Raw genomic sequence first — 22,946 nt, 5'->3', positions numbered from 1 at the left:
GTGACCAGCCAAACGCCGAGATGGCGTTTTGTCTCAACTTTCAAAGCCAGCAAATCATCGAACATTTATTTTTAAAAGTAAGCAGGCAAGTTCCGTCTTTGGCGTAGCTGGAGTGCTACCCAAGCGGAAAGAAAAAACAATAAAAATCAAACACTCAGCTCAACAGCCGTCAGACATTAACCACATACAGATTCTCTGGAAATCCCATACAGAGAGAACCAGCAGTGCAACTTCTGTAAGACTAATAGCACGGCCTTAATAAATAAAGGGGCAAACAAGTTAATTAGAGAGTTAGCACTAAAAATACCCGCTAGTGCAATAAGGAAATTGCCGCCTGCGCAGGATCGAGTCGTCACCAGGCGAGCACACGGCGAGCCCGGCAGATTCGCAGGGGGGGGTCGATCAGGGGGGTTGCATACAACCGGCACCGCTGGTCCGGGGTGCTTGCTTTTTCTAAAAGATATATCTTAAGTTATGTCTAAACACGACGAGAGAAAGAAAAATGAGAGACCATCATTCCCACCGCGAACACTCCGACGGTCGCGACGGCTTCGAAAAACGCCCTGGCCCGGGCCGCGAACGCGGTGGCCGTGGGCCCCGGGTATTCGCCCCTGGCGACCTGAAACTGCTGTTGCTGGCGCTGATCGCCGAACAGCCCTGCCACGGCTATGACCTGATCCGCCAGATCGAAAGCATGTTCGATGGCGCCTATAGCCCCAGCCCCGGGGTGATCTACCCGACCCTGACCTTCCTGGAAGAAAGCGAACTGATCCTGGGCGACGCCGACGGCGGAAAAAAACGCTACGCCATCACCGACGCCGGGCGCCAGTCGCTGGGCGAACAGGCGATTGCCCTGGACGGCGTGCGCATGCGCATTGAAGTCAGCAAGCGCTCGCTGCGCGGCCACGACCGCCCGGCCGAGATCCACGAGGCGGTGCATAACCTGCGCCATGCCCTGCAGATGCACCATGGCCGCTGGAGCCCGGAAGAAATCCTGCGGGTCCGCGACCTGCTCAACAACACCGCCAAAGCCATAGTCGATGGCCCGCTGACACCAGCGGCTCAGGAGAACGCGCAATGACTGAAGTGATCACCCAGACCATCCACCGCGTCATGCACGAAATCAAACGCCGCCGCCTGCAGGTACTGCGGGCCGTCGACCTGACGCCGCGCATGCGCCGGATCACCGTCGGCGGGCCAGAGCTGGCCGGGTTCATCAGCCTGGGCACGGATGACCACGTCAAACTGCTGTTCCCACAAAATGCCGAGGAACAGGCTGCCCTGGAAACGCTCGAACTGGGGGCCAATAGCGAACAGGGGCCAAAGCCGGCGATGCGCGACTACACCCCGCGCCGCTATGACCTGGACACCCTGGAGCTGGACATTGATTTCGTCCTGCACGGCGACGGCCCTGCATCGACCTGGGCGGCACAGGCCCAACCCGGCCAATTCCTGCACATTGCCGGGCCGCGCGGCTCGATGGTGGTGCCGGACATTTTCGACAGTTACCTGCTGATCGGCGACGAAACCGCCCTGCCCGCCATTGCTCGTCGCCTGGAAGGGTTGGCGGCCAATCGCCGGGCACTGGTGGTGGTGGAGATCGAGAATGGCGCCGAGCAGCAAGTGCTCGACAGCCCGGCCGAGGTCGAGGTGATCTGGGTCCTGCGTGAAGGTGGCAAGGATCACCTGCTGACCACCGTGCAGCAACTGGTCCTGCCCCAGGGCCAGCTCTACGCCTGGATCGCCACCGAAGCCAAGGCCTCACGGCAGATCCGCCGGGTGCTGCTGGACGACAAGGGTCTGGATCAGCAGTTCGTCAAAGCCGTGGGCTACTGGCAGCTCGATCCCCACTGAGCCGTTCGCAGCTGTCGAGCCTGCGAGGCTAGGGGCGTGATCCGCGCCAGCGATCCAACCCCAGCACCACCAGCGCCACCACCACAAACCCCAGCAGGATCCCCGAGGCGTTGAGAAACACCTGGGGATAACCAAGCTTTTCCACATCCACAAAGGGATAAGGGTAAATCCCCAGCGAGCGCCCCCGCAGCAGGACATAGGCAAAGTACAGCAGCGGGTAGATTGCCCACAGGCCGATATGCCCCAGGCGCAAGTGGCCCTTGGGTACGCAACGCCACCAATAGAGCACAAACAGCAGCGGCATCACGTCGTGCAGCAACTCATCGGCGATCAACTGCCAACCCTGCGGGTGCCACAGGTGGCGCAGCAACAGACTGTAGGCCAGGCCGACCACGCTTATGCTGACCGCAATGCCGCTGCTGACCCACGGTTGCAACAGAAACGTCCGGCCGCGGGACTCTCGGGTCGTGGCCGCACTGGTCAGCACGGCGGCCACCAGGGTATTGGTCAGTACCGTGAAGTAGCTGAAGTAGCTCACCAGGCCGCCCAGCAGACTGGCCTCGACACTCCAGCGTCCATAAAACACCAGGTACAGCTGGATGCTCAGGCCCAGCCAACCGAGTACGGCCGCCAGACGAATGCATTGGCGTTCGACGGGCGAACCCCGCGTCAGCTCGACAGCCATGGACACTCCTTAGAGCGGGCGTTTGGTGCGCATCAACTTCACGTACAGCTTTTCGACCTTCTCGCGGGCCCAGGGGGTCTTGCGCAGGAAAGTCAGGCTCGACTTGATGCTCGGGTCGCTCTTGAAGCAGCGAATATCGATACGCTCGGCCAACCCCGACCATTCGTAGTGTTGAACCAGCGCGTTGAGGATCTGTTCAAGCGTCACGCCATGCAGCGGGTCGGTGGTGTGTTCGGTCATGCCGGGCCTTTGAACCTAATCAGGATGGGAAGGCGCGCACCTTAGCCGAGGGGGACAGCGGGTGGAAGGATTCTGTGCGCTCAGGGGTAAATGTAGGTCACCTGAGCGGCCACGGACGACTGTTACCGAATCCGAAAGGAAGCATGTCGAGAAAAGCACTTTCTCTATTTGTAACAGATCATTATCCTTACGCCCTTAAGCTGAAACGCTTCCGCTGCCGGCCTTTGCTCCTGCCCTGCAGCTCACTCCCTTAGAAAAAGACCCAGAATTTCTTCTTTATGCCTTACTTGCAGATCTTCCGAGACAGCGCTGTCTCAACACCGGCTGCGCGCCGTAAAACCCTGAACCTGATCGGTGGCTTCACCGCCCTGGGTCTTGCCAACTGCGTTCAGGCCGCTGCGGCGTTCGATAGCCAATCGCCGTGGATGCTCGGCGACTGGAACGGCACGCGCACCGAGCTTGCGCAAAAAGGCTACGACTTCAAGCTCGACTACACCGGCGAAATGGGCAGCAACCTGCACGGTGGCTACGACGACGATCGCACTGCGCGCTACAGCGACCAGTTTGGCCTGGGCACTCACCTGGACCTGCAAAAGATCCTCGGCTGGGACGACGCCGAGTTTCAACTGACCATCACCAAGCGCAGCGGCAACAACATCAGCAACGACCGGATCAACGATCCACGGGTCGGCGGCTTCACGTCGGCCCAGGAAGTCTGGGGCCGGGGCCAGACCACACGCCTGACGCAGATGTGGTACCAGCAGAAATTCCTCGACCAGAAACTCGATATCAAGGCCGGTCGGTTCGGCGAAGGCGAAGATTTCAACAGCTTCCCCTGCGACTTCCAGAACCTGGCGTTCTGCGGTTCCCAGGTCGGCAACTGGGCTGGCGGCATCTGGTACAACTGGCCGGTCAGCCAGTGGGCACTGCGGGTCAAGTACCACCTGAGCCCGGAGGTCTACGCCCAGATCGGCGCCTACGAGCAGAACCCGTCCAACCTGGACAAGGACAACGGCTTCAAGCTCAGCGGCAGTGGTACCCAGGGCACCGTGGTCCCGGTGGAGCTGGTGTGGACGCCGAAATTCAACGGCCTGCCGGGTGAATACCGCGCCGGTTACTACTACAGCAGCGCCAAGGCCAGCGACGTCTACAAGGACAGCAATGGCCAGAGCGCCGCCCTCAGCGGCGAGGCTTATCGCAGCTCGTCGAGCAAACATGGGGTGTGGCTGGGCATCCAGCAGCAAGTGAGCAGCGTGGCCAGCGACAACTCGCGCGGCCTGAGCCTGTTCGCCAACGGCACGATGCACGACAAGAAGACCAACGCGATCGACAACTATGTGCAGGCAGGCCTGGTCTACAAAGGCCTGTTCGATGCCCGCGCCAAGGATGACATCGGCTTTGCCATGGCCCGCGTCCACGTCAACCCGGCCTATCGCAAGAATGCCGAGGCCAGCAACCAGGCCCGCGCGGTGTTCGATTACGACAACCCGGCCTACCTGCCACCGCAAGACACCGAATACAGCGCCGAACTCTATTACGGCGTGCACCTGACCAACTGGCTGACCGTGCGCCCGAACCTGCAGTACATCCGCCATCCCGGTGGCGTGAACGAGGTGGATGACGCGCTGATCGGCGGTATCAAGGTGCAGTCGTCGTTCTGACCCGCGCTACAAACCCTGTAGGAGCGAGCCCGCTCGCGATGAACCCGAAAGCTACGCGGGGTGTCAGGCACCCAACGTCATCGTTTACGTCCATCGCGAGCAGGCTCGCTCCTACAGGGATCACCGTTTTTATCTGAACCACGCCCGCGCACGATCCTCATCTACAGTGAACTTGCGCAAGGCTACTTAAAACGTCACGGAGAATCGCACTATGAGCACTGAAGGTGCTTCAAGTCCAAGCCGCCTGATGCCGAGCCTGCTCGGCATCCTGCTGCTGCTAATGGGCCTGGCCTTGCTGGCCGGGGGGATCAAGCTGAGCATGCTTGGCGGCTCGTTGTACTACCTGCTGGCCGGTATCGGCCTGGCGCTGACCGGCATTCTGCTGCTGGCCGGCCGTCGTGCAGCCTTGGGCCTGTATGCACTGGTGCTGTTGGCCAGTACCGCATGGTCGTTGTGGGAAGTGGGCCTGGACTGGTGGCAACTGGTGCCGCGGCTGTCGCTGTGGTTCGCCCTCGGCATCGTCCTGCTGCTGCCGTGGTTCCGCCGTCCGTTGCTGCGCCAGGGCCCTGCGCCGCTGGGCACCGCAGCCTTGAGCGTGGCCGTGGTCCTGGCCGGCGCCGCGGCCCTGGGCAGCCAATTCACCCACCCGGGCGAAGTGTTCGGCGAACTGGGGCGCGACAGTGCCGACATGACCAGTACAGCACCGACCATGCCTGACGGTGACTGGCAGGCCTATGGCCGCACCGAGTTCGGTGACCGCTACTCGCCGCTCAAGCAGATCACCCCGGACAACGTCGGCACGCTGCAGGAAGCCTGGCGCATCCGCACCGGCGACCTGCCAACCGCTGGCGACCCGGTCGAGCTGACCAACGAAAACACCCCGCTCAAGGTCAACGGCATGCTCTATGCCTGCACCGCCCACAGCAAGGTGTTGGCGCTGGACCCGGACACCGGCAAGGAAATCTGGCGCTTCGACCCGCAGATCAAGAGCCCGGTCGGCTTCAAGGGTTTCGCCCACATGACCTGCCGTGGCGTTTCCTACTATGACGAAAACGCCTACGCAGCCGCTGGCGCGTCTTCGGCCGTGATCTCCGACGCCGGCAAGGCCGTGGCCCAGGCGTGCCCTCGCCGCCTGTACCTGCCGACCGCCGACGCGCGCCTGATTGCCCTGAACGCCGACACCGGCAAGGTCTGCGAAGGCTTCGGCAACCAGGGCGTGGTCGACCTGACCACCGGTATCGGCCCGTTCACCCCGGGCGGCTACTACGCCACCTCGCCAGCCGCCATCACCCGTGACCTGGTGATCATGGGCGGCCACGTTACCGACAACGAGTCGACCAACGAGCCGTCCGGCGTGATCCGCGCCTTTGACGTCCGCGACGGTCACCTGGTGTGGAACTGGGACAGCAACAACCCGGACGCCACCGAGCCATTGCCAGCGGGCGAACACTACAGCCGCAACTCGGCGAACATGTGGTCGCTGGCCAGCGTCGATGAAAAACTCGGCATGGTCTACCTGCCACTGGGCAACCAGACCCCAGACCAATGGGGCGCCGACCGCACCCCGGGCGCCGAGAAATACAGCGCCGGCCTGGTGGCCCTGGACCTGGCCACCGGCAAGGTGCGCTGGAACTACCAGTTCACCCACCACGACCTGTGGGACATGGACGTTGGCAGCCAGCCAACCCTGCTGGACATGAAAACCGCCGACGGCATCAAGCCGGCGCTGATCGCACCGACCAAACAGGGCAGCCTGTACGTGCTGGACCGTCGCGACGGTACGCCGATCGTGCCGATTCGTGAGATCCCGGTTCCGCAAGGCGCGGTACCGGGCGATCGCACCGCACCGACCCAGGCCCGTTCGGACCTCAACCTGCTGGCTCCGGAACTGACCGAAAAAGCCATGTGGGGCGCCAGCCCGTTCGACCAGATGCTGTGCCGCATCCAGTTCAAGGAACTGCGCTACGAAGGCCAATACACCCCACCGTCGGAACAGGGCAGCCTGATCTACCCGGGTAACGTCGGTGTGTTCAACTGGGGCGGCGTGTCGGTCGACCCAGTGCGCCAGATGCTGTTCACCAGCCCGAACTACATGGCCTTCGTCTCGAAAATGGTGCCGCGCGCCCAAGTGGCGGCCGACAGCAAGCGCGAGAGCGAAACCGCGGGTGTGCAACCGAACACCGGCGCGCCGTACGCGGTGATCATGCACCCGTTCATGTCGCCGTTCGGCGTACCCTGCCAGGCGCCAGCCTGGGGCTACGTGGCCGGCATCGACCTGACCACCAGCAAAGTGGTGTGGAAGCGCAAGAACGGCACCAGCCGCGACAGCTCGCCACTGCCCATCGGCCTGCCGATCGGCGTACCAAGCATGGGCGGCTCGATCGTCACTGCCGGCGGCGTCGGCTTCCTCAGCGGCACCCTGGACCAGTACCTGCGCGCCTATGACGTCAACACCGGCAAGGAACTGTGGAAATCCCGCCTGCCAGCCGGCGGCCAGGCCACACCAATGACCTACACCGGCAAGGACGGCCAGCAATACGTCCTGCTCGTCGTAGGCGGCCATGGCTCCCTGGGCACCAAAATGGGCGACTACGTCATCGCCTACAAACTGCCGAAATAAGCTGCATCGGCCGTGAACAAAAGGCGACTACCGCAGGGTAGTCGCCTTTTTTGTGCCTACCCACATCACAAACCGTGTAGCAGCTGCCAAGCCCGCAAGCGGGCGCCCGCTCCTACAAGGGAAATTCGTACACCAGGAAAAGCCAGGCCGGCCGGTAAGCCGCCATCACCCCAACAACGGATCTGCACACAGCCCCCGCAAGTAACAACCCGCTTACCAAACAAACTCCCCCCACCATTGAAACCACCCGCCACCTGCCCCATCTAACTCCCATACTCCATTGCGCAGGTGCCCCATGAGCGACCAGCAAGCATTCCCCGAAGACCCCAGCGAATACGCCGACCCGGAAAACGCCGAACACCCCGAACACCACGCCGCCGGCACAGGCCTGGCCCTGCCCGGGCAGAACCTGCCGGACAAGGTCTACATCATCCCGATCCACAACCGGCCATTCTTCCCCGCGCAAGTCCTGCCGGTGATCGTCAACGAAGAACCCTGGGCCGAGACCCTGGACCTGGTCGCCAAGTCCGAGCACCACTCCCTGGCGCTGTTCTACATGGACACCCCCCAGGAAGACCCACGGCATTTCGACACCAGCGCCCTGCCGCTGTACGGCACCCTGGTCAAGGTCCACCACGCCAGCCGCGAAAACGGCAAGCTGCAGTTCGTCGCCCAGGGCCTGACCCGCGTGCGCATCCGCACCTGGCTCAAGCACCATCGCCCACCGTACCTGGTGGAAGTCGAATACCCGCACCAGCCAAGCGAGCCGACCGACGAGGTCAAGGCCTACGGCATGGCGCTGATCAACGCGATCAAGGAACTGCTGCCGCTCAACCCGCTGTACAGCGAAGAGCTGAAGAACTACCTCAACCGCTTCAGCCCCAACGACCCCTCGCCACTGACCGACTTCGCCGCCGCCCTGACCTCGGCCACCGGTAACGAGTTGCAGGAAGTGCTCGACTGCGTGCCCATGCTCAAGCGCATGGAAAAAGTCCTGCCGATGCTGCGCAAGGAAGTCGAAGTCGCGCGCCTGCAGAAAGAAATTTCCGCGGAAGTGAACCGCAAGATCGGCGAGCACCAGCGCGAGTTTTTCCTCAAGGAACAACTCAAGGTGATCCAGCAGGAGCTGGGGCTGACCAAGGACGATCGCAGCGCCGACGTCGAACAGTTCGAGCAACGCCTGACGGGCAAGGTCCTGTCGCCCCAGGCGCAAAAACGCATCGAAGAGGAAATGAACAAGCTGTCGATCCTGGAGACCGGCTCCCCCGAATACGCCGTGACCCGCAACTACCTGGAGTGGGCGACGGCCGTGCCGTGGGGCGTGTACGGGGAAGACAAGCTCGACCTCAAGCACGCCCGCAAGGTGCTCGACAAACACCACGCCGGCCTCGATGACATCAAGGACCGGATCCTCGAATTCCTCGCGGTCGGCGCCTACAAGGGCGAGATCGCCGGCTCCATCGTGTTGCTGGTGGGCCCGCCGGGCGTAGGCAAGACCAGCGTCGGCAAGTCCATTGCCGAATCCCTGGGGCGGCCGTTCTATCGTTTCAGTGTCGGCGGCATGCGTGACGAAGCCGAGATCAAGGGCCACCGCCGCACCTACATCGGCGCCCTGCCGGGCAAGCTGGTGCAGGCGTTGAAAGACGTCGAAGTGATGAACCCGGTGATCATGCTCGACGAGATCGACAAGATGGGCCAGAGCTACCAGGGCGACCCGGCCTCGGCGTTGCTGGAAACCCTCGATCCGGAACAGAACGTGGAATTCCTCGACCACTACCTGGACCTGCGCCTGGACCTGTCCAAAGTGCTGTTCGTGTGCACCGCCAACACCCTGGATTCAATCCCCGGACCGTTGCTCGACCGCATGGAAGTGATTCGCCTGTCCGGCTATATCACTGAAGAAAAAGTCGCCATCGCCAAGCGCCACCTGTGGCCCAAGCAACTGGACAAGGCCGGCGTGGCGAAAACCAGCCTGTCCATCAGCGACAGCGCGCTCAAGGCCCTGATCGATGGGTATGCCCGCGAAGCCGGGGTGCGCCAGTTGGAGAAACAGCTGGGCAAGCTGGTGCGCAAGGCGGTGGTCAAGCTGATGGACGATCCGCAGCAGGTGATCAAGATCAGCCCCAAGGATCTCGAGGCCTCCCTGGGCATGCCGGTGTTCCGCAATGAGCAGGTGCTGTCGGGCATCGGGGTGATCACCGGTCTTGCCTGGACCAGCATGGGCGGCGCCACCCTGCCGATCGAAGCCACCCGCATCCACACCCTCAACCGGGGCTTCAAGCTCACCGGGCAACTGGGTGACGTGATGAAGGAATCGGCCGAGATCGCCTACAGCTACATCAGCTCGCACCTCAAGCAGTTCGGTGGCGACGCCAAGTTCTTCGACGAAGCGTTCATCCACCTGCACGTACCGGAAGGTGCCACCCCGAAAGACGGCCCGAGTGCCGGCGTGACCATGGCCAGCGCCCTGCTCTCCCTGGCACGTAACCAGGCGCCGAAAAAAGGCGTGGCCATGACCGGTGAACTGACGCTGACCGGGCACGTGCTGCCCATTGGCGGGGTGCGCGAAAAGGTGATCGCCGCACGCCGGCAGAAGATCCACGAACTGATCCTGCCGGAACCCAACCGTGGCAGCTTCGAAGAATTGCCGGACTACCTGAAGGAAGGCATTACCGTGCACTTTGCCAAGCGGTTTGCCGACGTGGCCAAGGTGTTGTTCTGAGGTCTGTGTAGCGCCTGGACGGGCAAGCCCGCTCCCACATCCCTGTGGGAGAGCGGGCTCGCCCGCGATGGCGGCGGCACTGACATCCCAATCCAGGCCTGACGGTCACAATTTGTCTCATCTTCGGTTATGCTCGCCGTTCGTCGCGAATTCCGGAGTGCCTGACTTGATGTCCCCCGCCCGCCTGCTATTGCCCTTGAGCCTTGCCCTGCTGACGGCCTGCGCCTCGCAGCCGAAACAGAACCTGACGGTGGAGCAGCAGAGCCAATGCCCGGTGCAACTGCACACGGGGCAAAACCTGATCCTGACCCTGCCGAGCAACCCGACCACCGGGTATCGCTGGGCGATCCAGGATTCAGCCGGCGGTGTGTTGCGGGCCATCAGCCCCGAGGTCTACACCAACCCGGAAAACAGCGGCCTTGTGGGCAGCGCGGGGCTATCGACCTGGCGCTTCCAGGCGTTCACCAGCGGTAACGGGCGCCTGCGCCTGACCTCACAGCAGCCGTGGGCCCCGGAAGTCGATCCGGTAGACATTTTCGACTGCGCAATCGTGGTGAACTGAACATGGGCTGGCTGATTCTGGCGTTGATGGGTGCTGTCACGTTCCTCTACGGAGTGAGTGTGCATGCCGAGCTGTTGTGCCTGCTGGTCAAGCCGCTGCCGGTACTGGCGCTGTTGGGCTGGCTGCATGATGCACCGCCCAGCGACTATCGGCGCTGGGTCAGCCTGGGCCTGATCTTTTCCCTGCTGGGTGACGTGCTGCTGGCCTGGCCCGGCGACTTGTTCGTGTTCGGCCTCGGCGCGTTCCTGGTGGCCCACCTGGCCTACCTCAAGGCGTACCTGAGCGATTGCCGGCGCCTGGCCCCCGGGCCGTTGCTGCTGGCGCTGCTGGTCGGCGCCCTGCTACTGGGAATCCTGATTGCCCATGGCCTGGGGCCGTTGCTGATTCCGGTGATCGTCTATGGCACGGCCATCAGCGCCATGCTCTGGCGCGCCCTGGCCCGTCTGGGCACCGACGTGCCGAAACGCTCGGCACTGCTGGCCGCCGGCGGCGCCCTGGCCTTCGTGTTCTCCGACAGCGTGATCGGCATCGACCGTTTTGCCCTGCCCTTCGCGGCCGCGCCCTATGTGATCATCCTCAGTTACTGGCTGGGGCAATGGGGCATCGCCGCGTCGGCGTTTCACCAAAGCCACCGCCCGGAACGCGACCTGTAGCAGCTCTCGAGCCCGCGAGGCTGCGTCGACGGCCGCAGGACGTTCGTTCAGGCTGACAATGCCGGGGCTGCTGCGCAACCCAACGCAGCCTGCGGCAGCGGCTACAAGGACGCTGTTTCTTCTGCCAGGGCGCTTTATCAGACAAGGCGCGCATCTGCGCGCCAACTTGGCTAAAATGCCGGCCCTTTCCAATACCGCCGCTGGAACCGCCGTGAGCAAAGAACCCGACCGCCTTTTCGCCCAGCCTTTGGCCCAGGTACCCGACTTCGCCTTTAACGAGGATGTGGTGCGGGTGTTCCCGGACATGATCAAGCGCTCGGTGCCGGGTTACCCGACCATTGTCGAAAACCTCGGCGTGCTCGCGGCGCAGTTTGCCCAGCCGGACAGCGTGCTGTACGACCTGGGGTCATCCCTCGGCGCGGTCACCCAGGCCCTGCGCCGGCATGTGCGCACCGAGGGCTGCCGGGTGATCGCGGTGGACAACTCCGCCGCCATGGTCGAGCGCTGCCGCGAATACCTCAACGGCCAGGACTCGATGTTCCAGGAGCTGCTGCCGGTGGAGGTGATCGAAGGTGACATCCTCGCCCTCGAATTCAAACCGGCCTCGGTGGTGGCGCTGAACTTCACCCTGCAGTTCATCGCCCCCGAACAACGCCTGGCTTTGCTCGGCCGTATCCGTCAGTCGCTGTTGCCCGGCGGGGCGCTGATCCTCTCGGAAAAACTGCGCTTTGCCGATGCCCAGGAGCACCAGTTGCTCGGCGACCTGCACATCGCCTTCAAGCGCGCCAACGGCTACAGCGAACTGGAAATTGCCCAGAAGCGCAGCGCCATCGAAAACGTCATGAAGCCCGACAGCCTCGAAGAACACACCGAACGCCTGCTGGCCGCCGGGTTCTCGAAAGTCGTGCCGTGGTTCCAGTGTCTTAACTTTGCCTCGTTGATTGCCTTGCCATGATTGATCTGTCTCCCCTCGCCCGCCGCCTGGCCGGCACACCGCTGGCCGACTGGGCCAACACCCTGCAAGCGCAACTCGATGTGAAAATGGACAAAGGCCACGGTGACCTGGAGCGCTGGCAAAGCGCGCTGGATGCCTTGCCGAAGATCCAGCCCAGCACGGTCGACCTGCTCAATGGCCTTGCCCTGGACACCGAGTGCGACGACGCCACCCGGGCGCAGATGCGCAGCGCGCTGATGGGCCTGTCGCCGTGGCGCAAGGGCCCGTTCGACCTGTTTGGCGTGCACGTGGACACCGAATGGCGCTCGGACTGGAAATGGTCGCGGGTCGCCCCGCACCTGGACCTTGCGGGCAAACGCATCCTCGATGTCGGCTGCGGCAACGGCTATTACATGTGGCGCATGCTCGGCGCCGGGGCCGACAGCGTGATCGGCGTCGACCCCAACTGGCTGTTCTTCTGCCAGTTCCAGGCGGTGCAGCGCTACCTGTCCGAACCCAATGCCTGGCACCTGCCGTTCCCCTTTGAAGACCTGCCAGCGAACCTGGAAGGCTTCGACACGGTGTTCTCCATGGGCGTGTTCTACCATCGCCGCTCGCCGATCGAGCATTTGCTGGCGCTCAAGGACTGCCTGGTCAAGGGCGGAGAACTGGTGCTCGAAACCCTGGTGATCGAAGGCAACGAGCAGCAGGTGCTGGTGCCGGAAGACCGCTACGCGCAGATGCGCAACGTCTGGTTCCTGCCCTCGGTACCGGCGCTGATGCTGTGGCTGCGCCGCGCCGGGTTCAGCGACGTGCGCTGCGTCGATGTCAGCGTGACCACGATCGAGGAACAACGCGCCACCGAGTGGATGAAGTATCAGTCGCTGAGCGACTTCCTCGACCCGGATGACCACAGCAAGACCATCGAAGGGCTGCCAGCGCCAATGCGCGCGGTGATTGTCGCGAAGAAGTAAGCCAATCCCACACAGTTCGTTGTTTTTTAGCTTGTTGGCTTGGCGCGCCGGGCCTTGAAGAACTCACTCAACACCGTCCCGCACTCCTCGGCCAGGACACCACCTTCATACAACACCCGGTGGTTGAGAAAGCCCTGGGTAAAAAACTGCCCCTGGCTCTGCACGATCCCGGCCTTGGGCTCCAGCGCGCCATACACCACCCGCGCAATGCGGGAATGGACGATCAGCCCGGCGCACATGCTGCACGGCTCCAGCGTCACGTAGAGGGTGCTGCCGGGCAGGCGATAGTTGTTCACGGCCTGGGCGGCAGCGCGGATCGCGACCATCTCGGCGTGGGCGCTGGGATCGCTGCCACTGATCGGGCAGTTGAAGCCGCGCCCGATGATCTCCCCCTCCTGCACCAGCACCGCCCCCACCGGCACCTCGCCGAGGGCGGCACCCTGGGCCGCCAGCAGCAGGGCTTCGCGCATGAAGTGCTGGTCACGGCTGCGGTCGATAATGGCGGTCGGACGAATCTGGCGCATCACTTCACCTCGATCGCGGCCATCAGGCCGGTTTCCATGTGGTCGATCACATGGCAATGGAACATCCACACTCCCGGGTTATCCGCCACCAACGCCACTTGCGCGCGCTCGTTCTTGCCCAGCAGGTAGGTGTCGGTGAAGTACGGGATGACCTTGTGCCGGTTCGAGGCAATGACCTTGAAGCTCATGCCGTGCAGGTGGATCGGGTGCTGGTACTGGGTCATGTTCTTCAATTCGAAAATGTAGCTTTGGCCTAGCTTGAGCGTAGCAATCGGTCGGTCGGCGCAGGTCTTGTCGGTGATGTCCCAGGCCTGGCCGTTGATCTGCCACAGGCTGGGGGGCTTGCCGTTTTCGACATTGACCGAGACCGAACCGACCCACTCGAAATTGAAGTTGAGCTTCTGCGCAGTGGCCATGTCCGGCTCGGCAACCGGGTTGGCGGGCAGCGCCGGCGGCCACTCACCCGGCGCGTCCGTGTTGGCCACCGACCGCAGGGTGCCCAGGCGTACCGGGCCGTTGCGCAGGGACAACTCGGTGCCTGCCGGCGGGGCCTTGATCGCCAGGCAGATGCGCATGCCCGGGCCCAGCCAGTATTCCTTGCCCAGGGGGCGCGGCTGCACCGGGTTGCCGTCCAGCGCGTAGATCTGCGCTTCGACGCCGGGAATATTGATGCGATAGGTCAGGGTGTTATCGAGGTTGAGCAGGCGTACGCGGGTGATCTGCCCGGCGGGCAAGTCGATGACGGGCAACGGCACACCGTTGATGGTCGACAGGCGCCCCGCCGTACCGCCACGGGCGGCTTCCCGGGGGATGCTGAACTCGACAAAGTTGCCTTGTTCATCGATGTGCCAGTTTTTCAGGCTCAGGGTTTGTTCGTACTTGAACCCGGTGGGCTCGCGCTCCTCGACAATCAACGGTCCCACCAGCCCACGGCCCAGCTCTTCGCTGCTGCTGACATGGGGGTGGTACCAGTAGCTGCCGGCATCCGGCACGCGGAACTTGTAGTCGAAATACTCGCCCGGCAGCACCGGCAGTTGCGAGACGTAGGGCACGCCATCCATCTCCAGCGGCAGGCGGATGCCGTGCCAGTGAATGGTGGTCGCCACCGGCAGGTGGTTGATGAAACGCACCCGCAGCCACTCACCCTGGCGCACCCGCAGTTCGGTCCCTGGCGCCGAAGGGCCAAAGGCCCAGGCCTGGGTCTTGTGCCCGGGCACCAGCTCCACGTCCAGCGGCGCGGCAATCAGTTCGTAATCATGACCCGCGTTGGCGTCCGCCACTTTCCCCAGCCAGTAACGCGATGCACCACCGACCCCGACGCCAACCACTGCCAGACCGGCCAGACCACCGAGTATTTGTCGACGGGTAAAGGACATGGACTCAACTACCTCACGTATCTGCCGCAGGCCCAGGGCCCGCAAAAGGCGAATACGATACACCCGCAATTGTGAAAGAAACAGCAAAGCGCACGTGACTACGGGACGCAGGGTGGCCAGGTTGGCGGCTACCCATGAGCTCCCTGCGCGGTCAGTTTGCGGCGCTATCGACTTTTCGAACGCCAATGGTTTTGCGCTCACCGGTTGCGCTGACTTCGTACACGCTCATGACCCACGTGTCGGCGATCACGGTTTCAACCAGGTAATTCTTCTTGGCGTGCGGCGTGAATTGCTGCGCAGCAGGCTGCTCCTTGTCGAACGGCGTAGGCATGGGAATACCGTTCAAGGTAAACGATTTGGCCTTGACCTCCCCTTCCACGTAAACGGTTTTGTCAGCCTCGACCAGCTGACTGATGCTGTCGGTACCACCGGCGATTTTCTTCAGATAAGCCGGTATGCGCTTGAAGTAAGCGGAGTCATAAACCCGATCACCCGCGCTCTGAAATCCAGCATTGGCATAGCCGTACGTGTAACTGACAGGATGATCACCCTCGCCGCCTATGGTTCGGAAAGTCATGCTGGCTTGATGGTCATTCATGACCAGTGGAACTACCGGCTCTGAAGTCAAATCACCCGCCTGGCGGCTACTGCAGCCGGTCATGACAAGCGCGAAAGTGATTGCTAACGGAAAAGCCAAAGAGGTTTTCATTCGATCCCTGAACAAGCTAGAAGTAGGCCTGAGTAGAGCCACTTGCAGAGCCAAAGTTCCTGGAATTGACCCGGCTGTCGATACCCTGACACCGAGCGCAGGTTTTAGTCCCGGCACTGGAGGGACGATCCCGGAGGGCAGTAGGACAGTGCTTGGCGATACACAAAGCTGCCAGAATTTGCCACACCCAAAAAGCCGAAAGCCCGCACTTACGCGGGCTTCAGGGTGTTTCTTGCTAGTGGGTGCCGGTCAGTGCCGGACATCCAATCATTCCCACTCAATAGTCGCCGGCGGCTTGCTCGACACGTCGTAGGTGACGCGGGAGATGCCTTCGATTTCATTGATGATGCGGCCGCTGACGGTTTCCAGCAGTTCGTAAGGCAGGTGTGCCCAACGCGCGGTCATGAAGTCGATGGTTTCCACGGCACGCAGGGCCACGACCCAGGCGTAACGACGGCCATCACCGACCACACCGACCGATTTCACCGGCTGGAACACCACGAATGCCTGGCTGACCTTGTGGTACCAGTCGGCCTTGCGCAGTTCTTCGATGAAGATGTGGTCCGCGCGACGCAGCAGGTCGGCGTATTCCTTCTTCACTTCACCCAGGATCCGCACGCCCAGGCCCGGGCCTGGGAATGGGTGACGGTAGACCATGTCGTACGGCAGGCCCAGTTCCAGGCCCAGACGACGGACTTCGTCCTTGAACAGCTCGCGCAGAGGTTCGACCAGCTTGAGGTTCATTTCTTCCGGCAGGCCGCCCACGTTGTGGTGCGACTTGATCACGTGGGCCTTGCCGCTCTTGGCGCCAGCCGACTCGATCACGTCCGGGTAGATGGTGCCCTGGGCCAGGTACTTGATGTTGTCCAGTTTGTTGGACTGGGCATCAAACACGTCGATGAAGGTACGGCCGATGATTTTGCGTTTCTTCTCTGGGTCGCTTTCGCCAGCCAGGTTGTTGAGGAACTGCTCTTCGGCGTTGGCACGGATCACCTTGACGCCCATGTTCTCGGCGAACATGGCCATCACTTGCTCACCTTCGTGCAGACGCAGCAGGCCGTTGTCGACGAAGACGCAGGTCAGTTGGTCGCCGATGGCCTTGTGCAACAGCGCAGCAACGACGGAAGAGTCGACACCGCCGGACAGGCCCAGCAGTACGTTGTCGGTACCAACCTGGGCACGGATGTTGGCGATGGCGTCTTCGGCGATCTTCGACGGCGTCCACAGGGCTTCGCAACCGCAGATGTCGAGGATGAAGCGCGACAGGATGCGCCCGCCCTGCTTGGTGTGGGTCACTTCCGGGTGGAACTGCACGCCGTAGTAGCCGCGCTCGTCGTTGAACATGCCGGCGATCGGGCAGCTCGGGGTGCTGGCCAGGATGTGGAAGTCTTCCGGCATCTTGGTGACTTTGTCACCGTGGCTCATCCACACGTCGAGGCCGAACAGGCCGTCGGCGTCGATGTGGTCTTCGATGCCGTCGAGCAGGCGGCTCTTGCCGACTACGTCAACGCGGGCATAACCGAACTCACGCAGCTCGGAACCTTCGACCTTGCCACCCAGCTGTTCAGCCATGGTCTGCATGCCGTAGCAGATACCGAAGACCGGCACGCCCAGGTCAAACACCGCTTGCGGGCAGCGCGGGCTGTCGGCGACGTGCACGGACTCGGGGCCGCCGGCGAGGATGACGCCTTTGGGAGCGAACTCGCGAATCGCTTCATCGTCCATGTCGAACGGGTGCAGTTCGCAGTACACGCCGATCTCACGCACGCGGCGGGCGATCAGTTGGGTGTATTGGGAACCGAAGTCGAGGATCAGGATGCGGTGAGCGTGAATGTCGAGGGCCATGATTCAGTCTCGTCTTAGTAATTCAGAAACAGTCTTGATTCAGAAACAACTCGGGGCTGAATAAAACAGCCCCGGTTGCTTGATGATTTGCCTGAAGCCTCAACCTACACGGTAGTTTGGCGCTTCTTTGGTGATCTGCACGTCGTGGACGTGGGACTCGGCCATGCCGGCACCGGTGATCCGCACGAACTCAGGCTTGGTGCGCATTTCTTCGATGTCGGCGCTGCCGGTGTAGCCCATCGAGGAACGCAGACCGCCCATCAACTGGTGAATGATCGCGCTCAGGGTGCCCTTGTACGGGACACGGCCCTCGATGCCTTCCGGAACCAGTTTCTCGGCGCCTGCCGAGGAGTCCTGGAAGTAACGGTCGGAGGAGCCTTGTGCCTGGGACATGGCGCCCAGCGAACCCATGCCGCGATAAGCCTTGTACGAACGGCCCTGGTACAGTTCGATCTCGCCTGGCGCTTCTTCAGTACCGGCGAACATCGAGCCCATCATCACGCAGGAAGCACCGGCCACGATAGCCTTGGACAGGTCACCGGAGAAACGGATGCCACCATCGGCGATCAACGGCACGCCGGTGCCTTCAAGGGCAGCGGCAACATTGGCGATGGCGCTGATTTGCGGCACGCCGACACCCGCGACAATACGGGTGGTGCAGATCGAGCCAGGGCCGATACCGACCTTGACCGCATCCGCGCCTGCTTCGGCCAGGGCCTTGGCAGCGGCGCCGGTGGCGATGTTGCCGCCGATCACCTGGACTTGCGGGAAGTTCTGCTTGACCCAACGCACGCGGTCGATCACGCCTTTGGAGTGACCGTGGGCGGTGTCGACCACCACCACGTCAACGCCGGCGTTGACCAGGGCCGCGACGCGATCACCGGTGTCTTTACCGGTACCGACGGCAGCGCCCACACGCAGACGACCTTGGTCGTCCTTGCTGGCCAGCGGGTAAGCCTTGGCTTTTTCGATGTCGTTGACGGTCATCATGCCTTTGAGGGCAAACTTGTCGTCGACGATCAGCACGCGCTCGATGCGGTGCTTGTGCAGCAGTTCACGCACGTCGTTCTTGTCGGCGCCTTCCTTGACCGTGACCAGGCGCTCTTTAGGCGTCATCACTTCACGGACAGTGGCTTCCATACGGTTTTCGAAACGGACGTCGCGGGAGGTGACGATGCCGACCAGGTCGCCATCGTGCAGCACAGGAACACCGGAGATGTTGTGCAGACCGGTCAGTTCGAGCAGTTCGCGAACGGTGGCGTCAGCCTCGATGGTGATCGGGTCCTTGACCACACCGGCTTCGTAACGCTTGACCTTGCGCACTTCGGCAGCTTGCTGCTCGATGGTCATGTTCTTGTGGATAATGCCGATGCCACCTTCCTGAGCCATGGCGATTGCCAGACGGGCTTCAGTGACGGTGTCCATGGCGGCGGAAACCAGTGGGATATTCAGCTCGATGCCACGGGTAAGGCGGGTCTTCAAACTGACTTCATTAGGCAGTACTTCGGAATAACCGGGCACTAAAAGAATGTCGTCGAAGGTCAGAGCTTCTTGGCTGATACGCAGCATCGCGGGGGCTCCCGAGCGGGAAATTGGAAGCGCGACATTATAGTCAGACACCCCCTGCGGTTCAATGTAAAACTCTGTCTATTATCGACGCAGTGATCGACGGGGGTTGTTGCCGCCTATAACTCGACCTTGACCCAACTGACAGGCAAGTCCAGCCACTCGGCAAATTCGTCGATAAAACTCTGCTTGAACCCGGCCTCGGCCCAATTGTTGAAGATGAAGCCCAGGTTGGAGAACCCGCACTCCTGCAAGAACAGAAAACCATTGATGTCATCTTCGTGCCCACACTCGGGGCAGATGAAGTTGTCGGTGCGCCCAGGCATCCAGTCTTCCAGGCTTTCGAACAATGCCTCGCCCACTTCCTTGCGGCACTCGGCGCAGCCGGCCTCCTCGAGAAAGCCTTTGGCGGGGGTATAGATGCAGCGCTTGGTGATGATCTCCAGGCCATTGATCGGCTCACCGAACGGCAACGCCTGCGGGTGCAGCACCACCTCCCGCGCGCCGGGGGCGATGGCGTGGGCCATGCGATTGCCGGTACGCCCGCAGGTAGTGAGTTGTTCTTCGATGATGTTCTTGCGCACCAGCCACCGCACAATCGCCCGCGCCCGGGGTTCGTGCACCGGCAGGGTGGAGATTTTCGGGACGAGGATGCTTTGCGAGTTCATGGGGCAGGCCTGGTACAAATACTGAAAGATTGACCTGTGGGAGCGAGCCTGCTCGCGATGGCGGCGGATCAGGCAACATCAATGTTGGCTGTATGGCCTCATCGCGAGCAGGCTCGCTCCCACAGGATTTGCGGCCGGCAGCTTAATCCCTGACAGACTCAGGTCAAGTGCTGAAGTAGCGGGTCAGCAAGGCAATCCCGCTGGCCAGCACCAGCCAGGTCACCAACCGCACAAAGGCCTCGCGGGACAACTTCAGGGCCAGGCGGAGGCCGATCCACGATCCCAGCGCCATGGCCGGCAACAGGCACAGGGCCAACAGTAACAAGGGTAGCTCGGCGTAGACCCCGGCGATCAGGAACAGGCTCAGGCGCACCAGGGTGCTGCAACTGATCAGGGCACTTTGCGTGGCGCGGGCGGCGTCCTTGGGCAGGCGGCTGTTGAGGTAAATGGCATATAGAAAGCCGCCACTGCCGAACAACGCACCAAACAAGCCACCGACCGTGCCCATGGGGATCGCCCAACCGGCGGCCAACTGCGTTGGGCGAACCTTCACCCACAGGCTGTACATGGCGTAGGCACTGATGAACAGGCCCATCAACAGCAGCAACAGGTCGGACTTGAGGTTCAGCAGGAAGATCACCCCCAGGGTGCAGCCCAGCGCCATGCACGGCAGCAGGCGTAACAACTCGGGCCTGGCCACGTCACGGCGCGAGGGCAGCAGGTTGCCAAACGCTGCGACAAAATCCAGCAGCACCAGCAAGGGCACGATTTTCGACAGCGGCATGAACAGGATCAGGATCGGCCCCGCCACCAGGGCCGTGCCAAAACCGGCAATGCCAAACACGATATAGGCCAGGCTGATTGCCAGGGCGATGATCAGCCAGTCCGTGGCGCCAAATGGCCATTGTTGCAACAACTCGATCAGGTTCATCAGGGCTTTCCTTGATTTAGCGCTGATCACTTTAGCCAGCCTGCAGCATTGCGACTAATATCTTCCCGACCCTCTATCCATCTCAAAAAGGCATGGCTCGTGCTTTCGACTCGTCAATTGCGTTACTTCGTGGAAATCGCCGAGTGCGGCAGTTTCAGTGCCGCTGCCGAACGTCTGTTCATCGCCCAGTCAGCCCTGAGCCGGCAGATCAAGGACATGGAGAACCGCCTGCAGACCCCGCTGTTCGAACGTACCGCACGCCAGCCACGGCTCACCGCCGCCGGCCAGGCCTTCCTGCCTCGTGCCAGAAGCCTGCTCAGTGAACTGCTCAAGGCCAGTGAGATGGCGACCCAGGTCGGCAACGGCCAACTCGGCACCTTGCGCCTGAGTCACTCCAGCACCGTTCCCATGAGCGGCCGGGTGTTGGGCGGTATCAGCGCTTATCTGGAGCAGCAGACCGATGTGTCGATGGACATCGTCAAGCTGTCCTCCGAGGCCCAGTTGCAGGAACTCGCCGAGGGTCGCCTGGACGTGGGCCTGCTGCGCTTGCCGGTGCTGCGCCAGCGCGAAGGGGTACAGATCATCGAGCTGTATCGCGAACGTTTGCTGCTGGCGGTGCCGCCTGGGCATGCACTGGCGCGCAACACGCCTGAACAGGGCATCGGGCTGGGGCAACTGAAGGAGCTGCCGTTCATCTCCATTCCTCACCCGCAACGCGGCGGCTTGAGTTACCTGTCTGCCGAGCTGTGCATGCGCCAGGGCTTCTTTCCCAAGGCCGCGCGGGTGGTGTCGCGCAAAACCACTCAGTTGCAATTGATCCAGGCTGGGTTCGGCATTGCCCTGCTCCCTGAATCGATGCAGGACATCGCGCCGCCCGACATTCACTTCCTGCCCCTGGCCGACCCGGATTGCTACAGCAGTGTCGCCCTCGCCTGCCGGCAAGATCCCACCGCGCTGGTTCAGCAGTTCGTGGAACACATGAGCCGGCCGGCATAGGGGATCGTGCATTAGGCGCAAGATTGCCTTTATCATGCGCCCCATGATTAAAGATCCCTTTGCAAGACTCGGCCTGGACCGCGAAGTCCTCACCGTCAGCCAACTCAACGGCCGCGCGCGGGTGCTGCTCGAAGACGTGTTCAGCAACATCTGGGTCGAAGGCGAAATCTCCAACCTCGCCCGCCCGGCGTCTGGTCATGTGTATTTCACCCTCAAGGACAGCGGTGCCCAGGTGCGTTGCGCGCTGTTCCGGCAGAACGCCGCGCGGGTGCGCCAGGCACTCAAGGATGGCCTGGCCGTCAAGGTGCGGGGCAAGGTCTCGCTGTTTGAAGGGCGCGGCGACTACCAACTGATTCTCGACACCGTCGAGCCCGCCGGTGAGGGTGCACTGCGCCTGGCGTTCGATGCGCTGAAGGAAAAGCTCAGCGCCGAAGGCCTGTTCAGCGCCGAGCGCAAGGTACCGCTGCCGGCCCACCCGCAGCGCATCGGCATCATCAGCTCGCCCACCGGCGCGGTGATCCGCGACATCATCAGCGTGTTCCGCCGCCGTGCGCCCCAGGTGTCGCTGACCCTGATCCCCACCGCCGTGCAGGGCCGCGAAGCCACCGCGCAGATTGTCCGCGCCCTGCAACTGGCCGACGCCCGGGGCTTCGACGCCTTGATCCTGGCCCGTGGCGGCGGCTCGCTGGAAGACCTCTGGTGCTTCAACGAGGAAGCCGTGGCCCGCGCCGTGGATGCCTGCGTCACGCCGATCGTCAGCGCCGTCGGGCATGAAACCGACGTGTCGATCAGCGACTTCGTGGCGGACGTCCGCGCGCCCACGCCGTCGGCCGCCGCCGAACTGCTGGCACCGGACTCCAGCGACCTGCTGCGCCGGGTCGAAAGCCTGCATCGACGCCTGGTGATGCGAATGCGCGACCGCCTGATGCGCGATCGCTTGCGCCTGGAAGGCATGTCCCGGCGCCTGCGTCACCCGGGTGAACGCCTGCGCCAACAAGCGCAACGCCTCGACGACCTGGACATGCGCCTGCGCCGAGCCTTCGAGCGCAGCCTCAACACCCGCCGTGAACGCTTGATCCGCCTGGAAACCCGCCTCGCCGGGCAACATCCGGGGCGGCAACTGGCATTGCTGCGCCAGCGCCTGGACAGTTTTGCCGAACGCCTGCCCCGGGCCATGCGTGAAGGGCTCAAGTCGCGGCGCCTGCTGTTGCAAAGTCAGGTCCAGACCCTGCAAGTGGTCAGCCCGCTGGCGACCCTGGCCCGTGGCTACAGCATTTTGCTCGATGAACGCGGCAATGCGATCCGCAGCGCCGGGCAAACCCATACCGGCCAGCGCCTGACAGCCAGGCTGGGCGAAGGCCAATTGCAGGTGCGGGTCGAAGACAATCACCTGACACCTGTCACCCTTTCTTTACTGGATTGATCG

General features: G+C 62.5%; 20 protein-coding genes. 11 read left to right on the top strand and 9 right to left on the bottom strand.

Annotation, left to right across the window (positions count from 1 at the left end; genetic code table 11):
• Positions 1-502 precede the first annotated feature (502 nt).
• Complete coding sequence (locus H7995_RS11795; protein ID WP_182342150.1) at positions 503-1,081, top strand: PadR family transcriptional regulator; 579 nt, start codon at positions 503-505, stop codon at positions 1,079-1,081.
• Positions 1,078-1,854, top strand: coding sequence for a siderophore-interacting protein (locus H7995_RS11790; RefSeq protein ID WP_185818397.1), 777 nt, complete (start codon positions 1,078-1,080; stop codon positions 1,852-1,854). Before H7995_RS11795 ends, H7995_RS11790 begins: the two co-directional genes overlap by 4 nt.
• Before the next feature lie 28 nt (positions 1,855-1,882).
• On the opposite strand, the gene H7995_RS11785 is transcribed toward H7995_RS11790, so the two are convergent.
• Together H7995_RS11785 and H7995_RS11780 are read right to left on the bottom strand one after the other, a co-directional pair.
• Positions 1,883-2,539 carry a Pr6Pr family membrane protein gene (locus tag H7995_RS11785; RefSeq protein WP_166592566.1) on the bottom strand — a complete coding sequence of 219 codons (657 nt, stop codon included), beginning with the start codon at positions 2,537-2,539 and terminating at the stop codon, positions 1,883-1,885.
• Positions 2,540-2,548: 9 nt separating this feature from the next.
• A complete protein-coding gene (locus H7995_RS11780; RefSeq protein WP_095166001.1) occupies positions 2,549-2,779 on the bottom strand; it encodes a VF530 family protein in 231 nt (76 codons plus the stop codon).
• A 278-nt stretch (positions 2,780-3,057) separates the two neighbouring features.
• On the opposite strand from H7995_RS11780, the gene H7995_RS11775 reads away from it, so the two are divergent.
• The 7 genes from H7995_RS11775 (at position 3,058) to cmoB (ending at position 12,905) form a co-directional block, all read left to right on the top strand.
• Complete coding sequence (locus tag H7995_RS11775; protein WP_166592565.1) at positions 3,058-4,440, top strand: carbohydrate porin; 1,383 nt, start codon at positions 3,058-3,060, stop codon at positions 4,438-4,440.
• A 211-nt stretch (positions 4,441-4,651) separates the two neighbouring features.
• Positions 4,652-7,060 (top strand): glucose/quinate/shikimate family membrane-bound PQQ-dependent dehydrogenase, encoded by a 2,409-nt coding sequence (locus H7995_RS11770; protein ID WP_182342156.1) that lies wholly within the window; start codon positions 4,652-4,654, stop codon positions 7,058-7,060.
• Positions 7,061-7,355: 295 nt separating this feature from the next.
• The gene (lon, locus tag H7995_RS11765; RefSeq protein WP_244647699.1) at positions 7,356-9,782 is read left to right on the top strand and encodes an endopeptidase La; all 2,427 of its coding nucleotides are present in this window, start codon (positions 7,356-7,358) and stop codon (positions 9,780-9,782) included.
• A gap of 169 nt (positions 9,783-9,951) precedes the next feature.
• Positions 9,952-10,344, top strand: a complete 393-nt coding sequence (locus H7995_RS11760) for a protease inhibitor I42 family protein (protein WP_166592562.1) — start codon at positions 9,952-9,954, stop codon at positions 10,342-10,344.
• Positions 10,345-10,346: 2 nt separating this feature from the next.
• Positions 10,347-10,997, top strand: coding sequence for a lysoplasmalogenase (locus H7995_RS11755; protein ID WP_166592561.1), 651 nt, complete (start codon positions 10,347-10,349; stop codon positions 10,995-10,997).
• 211 nt (positions 10,998-11,208) lie between these two features.
• Positions 11,209-11,952, top strand: a complete 744-nt coding sequence (gene cmoA, locus H7995_RS11750) for a carboxy-S-adenosyl-L-methionine synthase CmoA (RefSeq protein ID WP_166592560.1) — start codon at positions 11,209-11,211, stop codon at positions 11,950-11,952.
• Positions 11,949-12,905 carry a tRNA 5-methoxyuridine(34)/uridine 5-oxyacetic acid(34) synthase CmoB gene (gene cmoB / locus H7995_RS11745; RefSeq protein WP_166592559.1) on the top strand — a complete coding sequence of 319 codons (957 nt, stop codon included), beginning with the start codon at positions 11,949-11,951 and terminating at the stop codon, positions 12,903-12,905. The genes cmoA and cmoB overlap by 4 nt, the downstream gene beginning before the upstream one ends.
• Positions 12,906-12,931: 26 nt before the next feature.
• Here cmoB and tadA read toward each other — a convergent pair whose 3' ends face one another.
• The 7 genes from tadA to H7995_RS11710 all read right to left on the bottom strand — a co-directional run bounded on the left by tadA (position 12,932) and on the right by H7995_RS11710 (position 20,524).
• Positions 12,932-13,429: a tRNA adenosine(34) deaminase TadA gene (gene tadA / locus H7995_RS11740; protein ID WP_166592558.1), complete on the bottom strand. Its 498-nt coding sequence runs from the start codon at positions 13,427-13,429 to the stop codon at positions 12,932-12,934.
• On the bottom strand, positions 13,429-14,805 hold the full coding sequence (locus H7995_RS11735; protein ID WP_182342163.1) for a multicopper oxidase family protein: 1,377 nt from the start codon (positions 14,803-14,805) through the stop codon (positions 13,429-13,431). The genes tadA and H7995_RS11735 overlap by 1 nt, the downstream gene beginning before the upstream one ends.
• A 151-nt stretch (positions 14,806-14,956) precedes the next feature.
• The gene (locus tag H7995_RS11730) at positions 14,957-15,514 is read right to left on the bottom strand and encodes a hypothetical protein (protein ID WP_185818396.1); all 558 of its coding nucleotides are present in this window, start codon (positions 15,512-15,514) and stop codon (positions 14,957-14,959) included.
• A 267-nt stretch (positions 15,515-15,781) separates the two neighbouring features.
• Positions 15,782-17,359, bottom strand: coding sequence for a glutamine-hydrolyzing GMP synthase (gene guaA / locus H7995_RS11725; protein ID WP_166592556.1), 1,578 nt, complete (start codon positions 17,357-17,359; stop codon positions 15,782-15,784).
• Between the two features lie 99 nt (positions 17,360-17,458).
• Complete coding sequence (gene guaB, locus H7995_RS11720) at positions 17,459-18,928, bottom strand: IMP dehydrogenase (protein WP_095166020.1); 1,470 nt, start codon at positions 18,926-18,928, stop codon at positions 17,459-17,461.
• 116 nt (positions 18,929-19,044) lie between these two features.
• Entirely contained in the window at positions 19,045-19,593 is a 549-nt protein-coding gene (locus H7995_RS11715) for a sugar ABC transporter ATPase (protein WP_166592555.1), read from the bottom strand.
• A 163-nt stretch (positions 19,594-19,756) separates the two neighbouring features.
• Entirely contained in the window at positions 19,757-20,524 is a 768-nt protein-coding gene (locus tag H7995_RS11710; protein WP_185818395.1) for a sulfite exporter TauE/SafE family protein, read from the bottom strand.
• A gap of 99 nt (positions 20,525-20,623) precedes the next feature.
• On the opposite strand from H7995_RS11710, the gene H7995_RS11705 reads away from it, so the two are divergent.
• Both H7995_RS11705 and xseA read left to right on the top strand, forming a co-directional pair.
• Positions 20,624-21,520 carry a LysR family transcriptional regulator gene (locus H7995_RS11705; RefSeq protein WP_166592553.1) on the top strand — a complete coding sequence of 299 codons (897 nt, stop codon included), beginning with the start codon at positions 20,624-20,626 and terminating at the stop codon, positions 21,518-21,520.
• A 43-nt stretch (positions 21,521-21,563) separates the two neighbouring features.
• Positions 21,564-22,943 (top strand): exodeoxyribonuclease VII large subunit, encoded by a 1,380-nt coding sequence (gene xseA / locus H7995_RS11700; RefSeq protein ID WP_166592570.1) that lies wholly within the window; start codon positions 21,564-21,566, stop codon positions 22,941-22,943.
• Positions 22,944-22,946 lie beyond the last annotated feature (3 nt).

Origin of the sequence: Pseudomonas kielensis, assembly GCF_014236655.1 — a bacterium.
GTDB classification, from domain to species: Bacteria; Pseudomonadota; Gammaproteobacteria; order Pseudomonadales; family Pseudomonadaceae; genus Aquipseudomonas; species Aquipseudomonas kielensis.
Note: the sequence above shows the minus strand (reverse complement) of the source record. Positions and strands in the feature narration are given on the sequence as shown.